9 protein-coding genes and 1 riboswitch are annotated in these 12,930 nt (G+C 55.6%); of the genes, 1 reads left to right on the top strand and 8 read right to left on the bottom strand.

The features are described from left to right. Positions 1-266: 266 nt before the first annotated feature. Genes thiE through thiC form a run of 5 tightly spaced genes read right to left on the bottom strand, consistent with a single transcriptional unit; the run spans position 267 to position 5,743 of the window. Complete coding sequence (thiE, locus tag HCH_RS00650; protein ID WP_011394137.1) at positions 267-1,730, bottom strand: thiamine phosphate synthase; 1,464 nt, start codon at positions 1,728-1,730, stop codon at positions 267-269. Then, a complete protein-coding gene (locus HCH_RS00645; RefSeq protein ID WP_011394136.1) occupies positions 1,723-2,511 on the bottom strand; it encodes a thiazole synthase in 789 nt (262 codons plus the stop codon). The genes thiE and HCH_RS00645 overlap by 8 nt, the downstream gene beginning before the upstream one ends. A gap of 47 nt (positions 2,512-2,558) precedes the next feature. Further along, positions 2,559-2,768: a sulfur carrier protein ThiS gene (thiS, locus tag HCH_RS00640; protein WP_011394135.1), complete on the bottom strand. Its 210-nt coding sequence runs from the start codon at positions 2,766-2,768 to the stop codon at positions 2,559-2,561. Continuing rightward, the gene (gene thiO / locus HCH_RS00635) at positions 2,758-3,822 is read right to left on the bottom strand and encodes a glycine oxidase ThiO (protein ID WP_011394134.1); all 1,065 of its coding nucleotides are present in this window, start codon (positions 3,820-3,822) and stop codon (positions 2,758-2,760) included. The genes thiS and thiO overlap by 11 nt, the downstream gene beginning before the upstream one ends. A 4-nt stretch (positions 3,823-3,826) precedes the next feature. Beyond that, the gene (gene thiC, locus HCH_RS00630) at positions 3,827-5,743 is read right to left on the bottom strand and encodes a phosphomethylpyrimidine synthase ThiC (RefSeq protein WP_011394133.1); all 1,917 of its coding nucleotides are present in this window, start codon (positions 5,741-5,743) and stop codon (positions 3,827-3,829) included. Positions 5,744-5,851: 108 nt separating this feature from the next. Further along, a riboswitch (TPP riboswitch) is annotated at positions 5,852-5,956 on the bottom strand. 386 nt (positions 5,957-6,342) lie between these two features. Between thiC and HCH_RS34380 the strand changes: the two genes are divergently transcribed. After that, positions 6,343-7,215: a hypothetical protein gene (locus HCH_RS34380; RefSeq protein WP_011394131.1), complete on the top strand. Its 873-nt coding sequence runs from the start codon at positions 6,343-6,345 to the stop codon at positions 7,213-7,215. 210 nt (positions 7,216-7,425) lie between these two features. Here the strand turns inward: HCH_RS34380 and HCH_RS00620 are convergent, their stop codons facing one another. From HCH_RS00620 to HCH_RS00610, 3 genes are all read right to left on the bottom strand, one after another. After that, positions 7,426-9,192, bottom strand: coding sequence for a DUF4153 domain-containing protein (locus HCH_RS00620; RefSeq protein WP_011394130.1), 1,767 nt, complete (start codon positions 9,190-9,192; stop codon positions 7,426-7,428). Positions 9,193-9,331: 139 nt separating this feature from the next. Then, entirely contained in the window at positions 9,332-11,041 is a 1,710-nt protein-coding gene (locus tag HCH_RS00615) for a hypothetical protein (RefSeq protein WP_041598337.1), read from the bottom strand. A gap of 86 nt (positions 11,042-11,127) precedes the next feature. After that, positions 11,128-12,825 carry a hypothetical protein gene (locus HCH_RS00610; RefSeq protein ID WP_041598336.1) on the bottom strand — a complete coding sequence of 566 codons (1,698 nt, stop codon included), beginning with the start codon at positions 12,823-12,825 and terminating at the stop codon, positions 11,128-11,130. Positions 12,826-12,930: the final 105 nt, after the last annotated feature.

Here is a 12,930-nt window from a genome sequence, read left to right as displayed (position 1 = left end):
CGAATGTTGTGGTTTTCCATTTCAGGAGCTATCAGTATTGACCCTGAACACAAATTGTTCAATTTCTCTCCAGGCAACCACTGTAATTTCATCGCGACGCACACGCTGTAACGGCGATGTTGCGTAATTTCAGCGGATTCGGCCGCCCCCAAGCCATGAGATTGACGAGTTTTTCCCAGTCATAATTAATCGCGGCCATCTATTTTTCTCCTTTAAATCAGAGGGTTCCGTCGACCTGTATCACACTGGGGCGGCATAATGCCGGGTTATTCCCATCCTTTCAAAAGTTTACGGCTCAGGTTCGTCACAGCGTCGCGTAAGTCCGGCGCCTGAGTAATGGCGGACACTACTGCGACTGAATCAACGCCTGTTTTCAGAATAACGTCCATATTGCTGAGATTAATGCCGCCGATGGCGGTGAGAGGATAGTGATCTTGCAATAGCGCAACCCAGCGCGCCAGCTTCTCCAGGCCGACGATACGCACTTCTTTGGTCTGCGTTGGGAAAATCGCGCCAATGGCGATATAGCTTGGTTGGATTGTCGCCGCGCGGGCCCACTCAAAGTCGCCATGGGTGCTGACGCCCAGGCGCAACCCTGCGTCGCGGATGGCGTTCAGATCTGCGTCTGCAATGTCTTCCTGACCTAAATGCACGCCGTAAGCGCCATGCTTGATCGCGAGTCGCCAGTGGTCGTTGATAAACAGGCGGCAGCCATATTGACGACCTAATTTCGCCGCCTCGCTGATTGCGCCCTCCAACAGCGTCAGGTCATTGCTTTTAATACGCAACTGGCAGGTATCTATGCCCAGAGGCAATAACTTGCGCAACCACTCCACCGAATCCACCACTGGATACAGTCCCAGGGACGATGCGCCGCAATCTGGGAAAGCGGCATAGTCCAGCCAATCCAGACGATCGGTGATCCGGGGGAAGTCCGTCATCAGAGAGGGCCAGCCTTGGCGCGCGATGGGCCCGGGTCCGGGACCGATGGCGTATCCCTGACGCAGCCCTTGCTTCACATAAGCGTTGGCGAGCGCCGCCGCATCAAGAAGGCTCTCTCCTCTGGCGACAAAAGCGGCCAAGGCGCTGGCGAGCGTACAGCCGGTGCCGCGATGATGGCGGACGGAGAGACGGGGTTGCGCAAACCAATATGGCTGCTCCGAGAGCCAGACCAAATCCAGGCATTGCTCGCCCAGGCCCAAATGGCCGCCTTTCAACCAGACGCCTTTGGCGCCAAGCTCACGCAACCGGACGGCGGCGGACAGCATATCCGCCGGGCTGCTGATGCGCCTATCCGCCAGTTGCTCCGCTTCCGGGATATTCGGCGTCACTACATCGACATAAGGAAGCAGGCTTTTCAACGCCGCCACGGACATACCGAAGCCCGCGCCGGTGGAGCTGCCCAGCACAGGGTCAAGCACCACCAGGCCGGAGTATGCGCACAGGAACTCCCGCAGGACATCGACCTGCTCCGCATCGGTCAGCAATCCAATCTTGATCGCCACGGCGTCGCCGTCAGCACGTAAAGCCCTCAGCTGGTCCCGCAAGACCGCGGTGGCGACAGGGTTAATGCTGAGGACTTCCTGCGAGTTTTGCGCGGTGACGGCGGTCAGGGCCACGCCGCCATGGACTTCCAATCCGCGCAACGTGGCGAGGTCCGCCTGTATCCCGGAAGCGCCAGCGCTGTCGGACGCTGCGATAATCCATACTTTGGGCGTGTGGTTAGTCATGGCGACGCCAGAAAGGCATTCCGATGGTCGGCGTGCTGGGACTGGCGGTTTGCCGCTTCAGCATCAGGCCAGCGTTGTATCCGGCGCGACCGGCCTCCACCGCCAGCTTGAACGCGACGCCCATGCCGACGGGATCATGCGCTTTAGCGATCGCCGTATTCAACAAAACGGCGTCAAAGCCCATTTCCATCGCTTCCGTCGCGTGGGAGGGCGCGCCCAGCCCGGCGTCGATGATCATCGGCGTATCCGGCAACCGCTCCCGCAGCATGCCCAGATTGTATTTGTTTAATAACCCCTGACCGGTGCCAATCGGCGCGCCCCAGGGCATCAGCGCCTCACAGCCTGCGTCCAGTAAGCGTCGGCACAGCACCAGATCTTCCGTGCAATAGGGCAGCACTTTGAAGCCGCGCTTGCTCAGTTCCTTCGCCGCTTCGACCAGTCCATAGGGGTCCGGTTGCAGGGTGTAATCATCGCCAATGACTTCCAGTTTCAGCCAGTCCGTCTGGAAGATCTCCCGGGACATTTCCGCCAGCGTCACCGCTTCTTTCGCAGACTTGCAGCCTGCGGTGTTCGGCAGCAGTTTGCAGCCGCTGGAGCGAATGTAATCCCAGATCGCCTTGCCGTCCTGCTGGGCCGGATTCTGCCGCCGCAGGGATAAAGTGATGATTTCCGCGCCGCTGGCCCGCACCGAATCCAGCATGATGGCCGGCGACGGATACAAAGCCGAGCCAATCAGCAGTCGGCTCGTAAAGGTTTCTCCATACAGAGACAGCTTATCCACGATTTACCTCCGGTGGCGTCGACCACCTGTATTTATTTCACCGCGCGTCAGCCGCCCGCCACCGGGGCCACGACATCGATCATGTCGCCCGGGTTCACGGCGGTTTGCGTATAGGCGGAACGGGGCACAAATTCGCCATTGATCGCCACGGCGAAACCGACGCCCTGATAACCGCATGTTTCCAGCACCTTGCTCAACGCGGCGTCGCGCACATGCCTGGGTTCGCCATTCAGCGTAATTTCAATGTCAGGCGGCATGCTTTTCCTCACGTAGAAAATGGTCCAACACCTGTCCTACCACCACCGGACCCAACAGGTAGCCATGGCGATACAAACCATTGGCGCAGATCAATCCCGGCTCCCGCGTTACGCGAGGCAGGTTGTCCGGCAGCGCCGGCCGACAGTTGACGCTGGTCTCCACCACCCTCGCCTCCGCAAACGCCGGGTTCAGGGCGTACAAGGCGCTGCTTAGCTCCAGAGTGGATTGCAGACTGATGGGGGACATGTCGGCGCTTTCTATTTCCGTCGCGCCGATAATGATCTGACCGTGCAAGCGCGGCACGGCGTAAAGCTTATAGCGGGGATGCATCAGGCGCACAGGTCGGTTCAGGCTGACTTCGGAGGTTTCGATAATCACGACCTCCCCGCGTACGCCGCGCAGCCCGGTCATTTTGCGGCTGGCGCCAAGACCGCGCACGTCGATCACCCAGTCGAAGCGCTCGCTGCCGCTGTTCCAGTGAATGCGGTTCGCGGCGCATTCCACCATAGTGTTGGCGACCAGGCGGACTTCGCTTTGTCGCAACGCGGCGAGCAACGCTTGCAACAGCAGACGACTGTTGACGTCGGCTTCAGAGGGCAGATACAGGCCTTGCTCAAAATGTTCCGCCAAACCAGGTTCCAGGGCGGCTACCCCCGCCCGATCCAGCCATTGCAGGGTCTCCCCAGCAGGAAGCTTGGCGTTGAGGTCGCTTTGAAACTGCGCCAGTTCCGCCTTATCCAATGGGTGCGCCACCACTAGGGAGCCCGCGTGCCGATAGCTTGCGGACAATCCGGTTTGCCGTTCCAGCTCGGCGATCCATTGTGGCCATAGTTCCAGGCTGCGCAGTCCCATGCGATAGACTTCCGGCTCCGCGGAGACCAACTCGCTCAAGGGAGAAATCATGCCCGCCGCTGTCCAGCAGGCGCCGCCGGGGCGCTCGAAGTCTCCGGCGTCAAACAGCGTGACCTCATGCTTCCGCAGCGCCAGCCGCCAGGCGCACAAGCGCCCGAGCAGACCGCCGCCGGCGATCCCGATACGCAGTCGGGATCTCATGGCGCTAGACTTCATGATACAGACGCCGCCCGGCGTCTTTGTATTTCTGCGACATCTCCTGCATACCCTGCTCCGCCTCCTGCTGCGACGCACCCTCGGCCTGGGCCTTCTCCGCCTCCAGTTTGGCGGAATAATCACGCACATCCTGGGTGATTTTCATGGAGCAGAATTTGGGACCACACATGGAACAGAAATGCGCCAGCTTGTGGCCTTCCTTGGGCAGGGTTTCATCGTGATAGGCGCGGGCGGTGTCCGGGTCCAGCGCGATATTGAACTGGTCTTCCCAGCGGAATTCGAATCGCGCTTTGGACATGGCGTTATCCCGCAGTTGCGCGCCGGGATGGCCTTTCGCCAGATCCGCGGCATGGGCGGCGATTTTGTAGGCGATCAGTCCTTGTTTGACGTCATCCTTGTTGGGCAGGCCCAAGTGTTCTTTGGGCGTGACGTAACACAGCATGGCGCAACCGTACCAGCCAATCATGGCGGCGCCGATGCCGGAGCTGAAATGGTCGTAACCGGGGGAAATATCCGTGATCAGCGGCCCCAAAGTGTAGAAGGGCGCTTCTTTGCAGTGCTTGAGCTGCTCTTCCATGTTTTCCTTGATCATGTGCATGGGCACATGACCGGGGCCTTCAATGATCGTCTGCACATCGTGCTTCCAGGCGATCTCGGTGAGTTCGCCCAATGTGCGCAGCTCACTGAATTGCGCCTCGTCATTGGCGTCGGCGATACAGCCGGGACGCAACCCGTCTCCCAGTGAGAAGCTGACGTCATAGGCTTTCATAATCTCGCAGATTTCCTCGAAGTGGGTGTAGAGGAAATTCTCCTGGTGATGCGCCAGACACCACTTCGCCATGATGGAGCCGCCGCGGGAGACAATACCGGTCAGACGTTTGGCGGTCATGGGCACATATCGCAACAGCACGCCGGCATGAATAGTAAAGTAATCCACCCCCTGCTCCGCCTGCTCAATCAGCGTGTCGCGGAACACCTCCCAGTTGAGGTCTTCGGCGACGCCATCGACTTTCTCCAGCGCCTGATAAATCGGCACTGTACCGATAGGAACCGGGCTGTTGCGGATGATCCACTCACGGGTTTCGTGAATGTTTTTACCCGTGGATAAATCCATCACCGTATCCGCGCCCCAGCGGGTCGCCCACACCAGCTTCTCCACTTCTTCTTCAATAGACGAGGTCACCGCAGAGTTGCCGATATTGGCGTTTACTTTCACATGAAAGTTGCGGCCGATGATCATCGGCTCCGCTTCCGGGTGATTGATGTTGCAGGGAATCACCGCCCGTCCCGCCGCCACTTCCTGACGCACGAACTCCGGGGTGATGTAACGGGGCGTGTTGGCGCCGAAGTTCATACCGGGATGCTGGCTGCGCATGGCGTTTTCAATTTCCGCCTGCTCCAGCGCCAGATTTTCCCGAATGGCGATGTATTCCATCTCCGGCGTAATAATGCCTTTACGGGCGTAATGTAACTGGCTGACATTGCCGCCCGCCAGCGCTTTACGCGGGGCGTGGCGATGTTCAAAACGCAGATTGTCCAGGGACAGATTCTGCTCCCGGCTTTTGGCGTAAAACGAAGTCGCGCCGGTGAGATGTTCAGTGTCGGCGCGGTCATTGATCCAGGCTTCGCGCATTCGCGGTAAGCCGCGTCGCACGTCGATCTCGACAGCGGGGTCGGTGTAGGGTCCAGAGGTATCGTATACCCGCAGCGGCGCGTTCTCTTCTGTCGCGCCATCCTGCAGTGGCGTCGGCGTCAACGTGATTTCGCGCATCGCCACCCGAATGTCGGGACGACTGCCTTCGGCGTAAATTTTCTTGGAAGCGGGAAAGGGTTGCGTCGACAGCGCGTCCACCTGCGCCGACTCACTGAGTTTGCTGATTTTATTGATATCGATTGTGCCGCCCACAGTACTCTCCTAGTTGGTTGTATGGGGTAGCACCAGTTAGGAGAGAGGGCATCAACGTCTTGCTGTGTGACTCGGCTGCATCCTGAGGATGGCGCGCCGCGGTGAACGTTTGATGAACTACTTGTTTCCTACGCTGGTACTAACCAGATCAGGTTCTACGGGCCCCACTGTTGTGGTCTCAGCCTGTTACTCCAGGCACCCCGACAAGATGTGCCGATTAGTTTAGGCTTGGTCGCGGGTGGATGGCAAGTGGACGCGATATACAATTACTAGTGTATTTTATATCTCTTGCGGATAAAGCGAGTATCAGGCGGATTCCGTATCAAATCCTCGTTATAAGCGTATATCCATTTACGACAAAATAAGACAATTTTCAGGATGATAGGAGCTTTTGCCTATATTTATTAACATTTTCATGACAAACACTCCTTCCTGAAAGTTCCTTTGTTTACCAAGCCAGCTTTTCGGCATTTCCGGTTAGTCGCTTTTCCTTAAACCAAAACACCGATTCTCTTGTGCTTTTTTCTGCTCTATTTTCTTAAAAGCAATGTTTATTGCCAATAAAAATTGAATTTAACAGGCTTTTGAGGAAACATGAGATGAATCCGACGCGGGCTGAGTTGAAGATTTCTGTCGCCAGGTTGATTGAAACGGCTTATTCGACGGACAAGGGACTGACGGCGAAGATTGTGCGTAGTAAGGGGTCGTTTAAGCTGGCGGTGGATCAGGATGGTAAGGCGACGCTGTCCGGTTCGGCGGGGGTGCTGACTTTTAGCGGCGATCCCGCATTGAAGGCGATTGGAGCCAGGGTGAAGTGGGTGAGCATTACGTTCGCCAACGGCGAAGGCAATCTGATCAAGTACAACGCCACGTTTTCCATCGGGCTTATCAGTCTTAGCGTGGGCGGCAGTTTTGATATTGAGGAGTTGATTACTTCCTGCTCCGGCCTGTTGTGCCGCGCCGCCAAAGCCATGCAGCAACGCAATCACGCCTACGACGAACAATTACGGAATATCATGGGGGAACTGAGCATGAAAATCTGGGGACTGATTCTCTGTCTGCTTGCAACAGGATGCGCATCCGTTGGCCCGCTCGATCCCTTGTATCCGAATTACCGCCTGTACGCGGAAGCCGTTGACGCCAACGCCTTGAGCGCGGACTATCCGCTGTATTTTTCGCGCCGGGTTGTGGACCAAGTGACGGGCGATCAGGCGGCGTTCGCACAGCTGGGGTTCAAAGCCTACATGCTGCGGGAGCACTCCCATTCCGCCGCAGTTGGAGAGGATAGCGGCTGCCTGACGGTCAATGGCTACGGCATCGGCGGTGAACCGCTAACGTTTTATCTGGCGTATGTACAGGAAGGCGCCGAATGGCTGATTGATGACGTGAATGTGGTGTTTCTGGAGCCGGAACAGGCATTCAGCGCCGCCGCCAAATGCCCTGAAGAAACGCGAGTGGACGCAAAAGGCTAAGACGAAAAGGACCTCTGCAACGCGGGCCTCTCTTTGCTTTATTGACATGGCGACGACCGACGCATGCTGACGTCTGCGGGACGACTCGCCATGGAAGATAGGACCTGACATACGCAGGCCCTATCGTTTCAGGCAAGTAGAAAGGCGCTAATTGCCTGCTGGATTAATAAAGCCCATTGCAAGCAGGCGAACGTACCATTATTGCTTGATCTAATCAGGCGAGAAGGAAAATAGAGTGTCGCCGAGACGCAAAGATTGGTAGCGCGGTTGCTGCAACTCAAAGTCTCTGCTCTTCAATAGCTCGACGATATCCCTATTGCAACACGACGACGCTCTAGATAAGTCCAGTTGGCCCATCTTGCGCCACACACCAGCATCGTCAGCATCGTAGACTTTGAGGTCATACACGTACTCGATCTCTTCCGCCACCAATACTTCTTTATCGCCGTCCTGATCGAGATCTACCGTGAAAGCGAAACACAATCTCTCCCGACACATTTCCAACTCCACAGCGCCTTCAAATGCTGCAACATCGGCGACGCCTTCATCCAGCCACTCCAGCCCTATTGGCTTTGAGTACAACTCAGCCAGACGCTCTTTCTCTTTCCAGTCATAGTAATAATTAGCGGTTTTTAGTACTTCAAGACGTTGAGAGAGTACTTGCGCCTGGGCTTGAGGCAGAGAGCTTTCGCCCTCCACCATCGCTTTGATCTGCGTTAAGCGCTCTTGGCCGGAGCGCCCTAACTGAAAACGGAACAAGCCCAGATCGACATTTTCCGCGGTGCTTTTTCCCGCCTCCAGTCTTGCAAACTGGTTGCTTGCACTGACTTCCTGGGAGTTCAGCCAAGGGGTAAGCGTCAACATCGCCATCAGCGCCGCCGCCAGAACAACCGGGATATTTACCGTATTCAGCGTCGTCAGCCAAGACGCGCGTTTCATAATAAACATGACGCAATAGCTCAAAGTCAGCGCCAGCGCCAACACGACCAATAAAGCTGGGTAATAACGATCCGGAGTCAGGCCGTACTGGTCTATACGTTGATATAACGAGTACCCCGCCAGTATGGCGAAGACAGGCAATAACGCCAACAAAACATAGATGACGCCGCGTAGCCATTGTGGATATGGATTACCGCCCTCACCGCCACACTGGGCTGCGCCGTTCAACGATATGACCGCCACCAGAATCATCGCCAACAACATCGGAGTGGAGCGACCAGTGCTCCAGATCATATCCAAACCTACGATAGACAAGGCGACTGCAAAGGCGATCATGAACACCGCCACTGGCGGCAGAATCGCACGACATATCGTAGCGATAAGTCCGGTCAGCATATTCAACAAGTTGGGGTAGCGACATCCCAGGCTGATTCCCAAGGCGAAAATGATCGCTGACGCAGTCCAACCTACAGGCTCGTATTCAATAAACCGCCCCAGCTCAACAATCTTCAGGATATCGAACAAAGCCGCGCATAACGTCGCGACCAGCCAGTACAACCCAACTAACAGGCCGGCAAACGCCAGAATAAACAGGTTTTCCCAATACTTGCGATACAGCTCTACATTGAGAATATCGCTCATAAAACTCTGATTCTTTTGAAAATCACATTGAACAAAGGGCAGCAGCGCAAATAGCAGCGGCACGATTGTCACCCACCATGAGGTCACCAGATCTGAGGAGCCCTCGTAGCTACCGCCCTCTGGTTTGAACGTGTTGGTGATTAACCAGACCGCGGATAAGCCAATTACAATGGCGATGCCCGCCGCCAGCGCCCAATTCGAAGCGCTCCTGCGCGTTCTGCCGGTAAACAAAAATGCGCCGGCGAAGACAAAAATAAAAGTGATCGCGACAGCCGCAGCCTTCTGAGCCATAAGATCATTCGGCCAATACTCAGTACCCAGCCAGGCGGCCACGCCCGTCGCTATACCAGCGAGCAAAGTGGAGAAAAAGGGAAAACGGGTTTCTTGAGGGGTCATAGTGTCCACTGCTAAATAAAATCAGAATCTAGATAAAGCGCCAGCATACACAGTAATCCTGTCTTTCGAGAGGTGGGATTATGGCGAATTATGGCGCAAGGAACAGAGCGGCCGTCAGATACGCTCCGCCCTCTGCAAATCAAGGTCGGAACGCATTTAAAATGGCGGGCTTTAGTTGCTCATGGTACTGCTTGTTCAAGCTTGCATCTGACATAGTAATACGTACAAAGCGACCATATTCTCCCTGAGTTTTGGCGCCGTAATACAGCACAGCCAGCAGCTTGCCTTGCGCGTCCACATAGCTATTGAAATAAGTCATCAAGCCCGTTTTCATATTGCCCCATTCTCTCTTCATCTGGGGTTGGCCAAGATAAGAAAAGTTCTGCGTCACCGCTTTTTTAAACCACTCATTCAGCGGCGCGGCGTCCAGCTCGGCTCTTGGCGAGAATACCACCCTGAAGACCTCTCCCTCTTTTAGCTCTTTCGGCACGTAGTAACGTTCTTCATTGAGACTGATCTGCATACGCCATTTAGAAGGCAGCTTATCCGCCGGACCTGATTTACTCATCCAAAACAGCGTTCCGCCGAAGAAAGGCTGTGTGCGGTCGTCATAACAAAAGCCGAATAGACGCCTATCCGTCTCGCCATTATCGTAGGCCAGCTCCATGGCGTATCCGTTCAAGCTATACCAACCGCGGTTATTAGAACCGTCATTGTGTTTTTTCTGGGAGGTGACGCCTACGCCAGGAGAATTTCCGCTGACAAAAGAGCTATCCCCGGCTTCGTCGCTGTATGATGCGGCGTAAACGCTGGTCCCCGCCGTGACGGAAGCCATCATGCCGCTGTTGAACAGGCTGGAGCGACCTCGGGTGAAGCGTCCGGAGCCGAGAAAAGTCCAACTGTTGGTGAATGACCCACCGCCGCCGACCATGCCCATATTGTCCGCAGTGGATTTATAAATGTAACGGTTGAGCTGTTCGCCCATCCGCGCAGGAGCCAAACGCCGGCTTTTGGATAGCGGGCGCCATTTCTCCGCGCTGGCGGGAATCTTTATTCTGTAACGCTTATCGTCATCCTCTTCCCAGATTCCCCAGCGGTCAGGTTCTTGCCGACGAGATACCTCAATGTTCAGATCTTCAGGCGGCGCCGTCAGACCTTTGTAGGCGGTCCCGTCTTTAAGCAACAGCACAACATAATCGTAGTAGGTGTTATTCACCCTGTTCTCAGTGAAGTCGCACACCAGCGCCTGATATGGTTCAGGTAGAGAATATTCAGGGGCGGAAACATTATCGATTCGTTTTAACTCCGATGAAGCCGCGTTGGAAGTTTGCTTGGTTGCAGTGGCGACGGCAGTGGTGGAGTCCGGCGCTGACTTTTCAACAGGCGCGTCGGACGCCGTCTGGGAAACGGCTACCCCCTGCAAGCGTTGCGGCATGGTCTCTTTCATAACCTGCTGCATGCCGCTGGCGTATCGCGCCACCAGAGTCGTCACATCCGAGGATATGATGCGCAGATAGACTGCTTTGCCTTGCCCATAGAATCCCATGAAATGCGCGTAACGGCGGACGCCGTCCCGCCTCTGCAGCGCATAAGTCGCCGTCATTACGCCGCCATCATTTTGCTGGGGCTGCGGCGCAGACAACACCTCGCCCCACTTGCCGGCGTCCTGGTCGATGCGTTCTTTGAACCACTGCGAATAGCCGTTTTGCGGAAGCGTCACAGCCGGGGAAACGAAGAGCCGATATTCTTCCCCGCCAGCCAAATCACCGGGTATAAATATCTCTTCCCCGTTTTCGACCAGGACTGACCAGCCATCCGGGGCGGCGAGGACCACCGATGTATAAAGCACAAAAGGTAGCGTGGCGATAAAGACCCGCAGTCTGTGTAGAGTTCTAGCAAAGCGTGACGATGGCAACTTTCAAACCTCTGGCGACGTTATTGTCGGAAAGCTTCTTTAAAAGCCGGTTGTAACTCCTTGGTATAACGCTTAGCCATAGCGGAATCGGAGATTACGAGACGAACGAAGCGCCCGAATCGACCTCGTGTCTTCATGCCGTAATACACCACATACAGGTCTCTGCCATTTTCCTTGAACGCATTGTAGTACTGATAAAGCCCCTGCTGGCCTGTCCAGTTTTGGGCCAAGAGCGGTTCACCGAGATACGACAGGTTTTCCGTCACCGTCTGCTTAAACCAGTCCTCCATCGAGCGTCCGTTTAATTCCACTTTCGGAGAGATCACCAGACGATAGACTTCCCCTTCCTTGAGATCGCCGGGAATATAAAACTGGTCCTCATTTTCAGTGATCACCATTTTCCAGTCGGTCGGCAGATCACGCTCAGCGTCAGACTCCTTCATCCAATACTGGGTTCCGCCGAGAAAAGGATCTGTACGGTCGCCGTGGCAAAATCCAAACAGCATGCGCTGTTTTTCGCCGTTATCGAAACTCAGATTCATGGCGTAGCCGTTCAGTTGATATGCGCCCCGGTTTTTAGCGCCGTCGTTGTTCTCTCTGGTTGTGGAGGTCACCACACCCGGCGCCATCCCGCCAGCCACCGAGCTGTCTCCGTGCTCATCGCTTTTGCTGGAGGCGTATACACTGGTTCCGGTCAGGGCTGACGCCGCCCCCCCCGAGCCATGCAGGCTGGAGGAACCTTTGGTGAAGCGCCCTGAGCCGAGAAAGGTCCAACTGTTGGTGTACACGCTGGAGGTGCTGGAAATGCCCGCCATACCATACGCGTTCATGATGTAGATGTAACGGTTCAGTCGTTCCCCGATCCGCGCAGGCTCCAGAAGGTCGCTGTGCTTAAGCTCACGCCAGTCGCCGCCGACCTTAACCCGGTATCCGTCGCCGTTCTTCTTCCAGACGCCCCAGTTTTTCGGATTTTCTTTGCGTGCTTTGGCGATGTCGAAATCTTCAGGGGGAACCGTCAAGCGCTTGTAAGCGCTACCGTCCTTAAATAACAGATAAACAAAGTTATCCACTTTGTAGTTGGAGTTGGAGATGCCCGTTGTGTAATCGCACACCAGCGCTTCGTAATGCGAAGGCAAGGAATACTTTGGAAGAGAGCCATTATCGACTTTTTGGATATCCGTTTTTCTGGTTACACCTGTACTTTGGGTTGATGCAGGAAGGCTCGGCGCAGATTTCTGCGTCGCAGGCTGAGCCGGAGTCGCAGCGCCTAACTGACTGGCGACGCCCTTGAGCCGTAACGGCAGGGTTTCCTTCATTATCTGCTGCATGCCTGCGCCGTAGCGGGCAACTAATTTAGCGCCGTCTGAAGCGAAAATGCGCATGTATACCGCCTTCCCCTTACCGTAAAACGCCATATAGTGGACGAATCGCGCCTTACCCTCGGTCTGCATCATCACTGTAGAGCTAAGTACGCCGCCTTTATTTTCTTTGACCGCCAGCGTGTCGATAACCTCGCCCAGCTTGCCGCCGTCTTCTTTCAGCACACGTTCAAACCAATCCCGATATCCACTTTGCGGAACGTCTTCCGCCACGGAAATAAACATGCGGTATTCTTCGTCCGCTTTCAGGTCTCCGGGAATAAACAGCTCTTCGCCGTTATCCATCAACACTTTCCATCCCTCCGGGACGGCCAGGGCGGAAAAGGACAGCAGGAGCATAATCAGCGCAGCGCTACGTCTTATGACGCGCGATATCCGTAGGGGGCAAAGTCGTTGAGTCATCAGAAAGGCGACCTCAATACCGGTTATTGGGTGCTTTATTTA

This window comes from Hahella chejuensis KCTC 2396 (genome assembly GCF_000012985.1).
Taxonomy (GTDB): domain Bacteria; phylum Pseudomonadota; class Gammaproteobacteria; order Pseudomonadales; family Oleiphilaceae; genus Hahella; species Hahella chejuensis.
The sequence above is the reverse complement of the archived record's forward strand: the minus strand, read 5'-3'. Positions and strand labels throughout refer to the sequence as shown.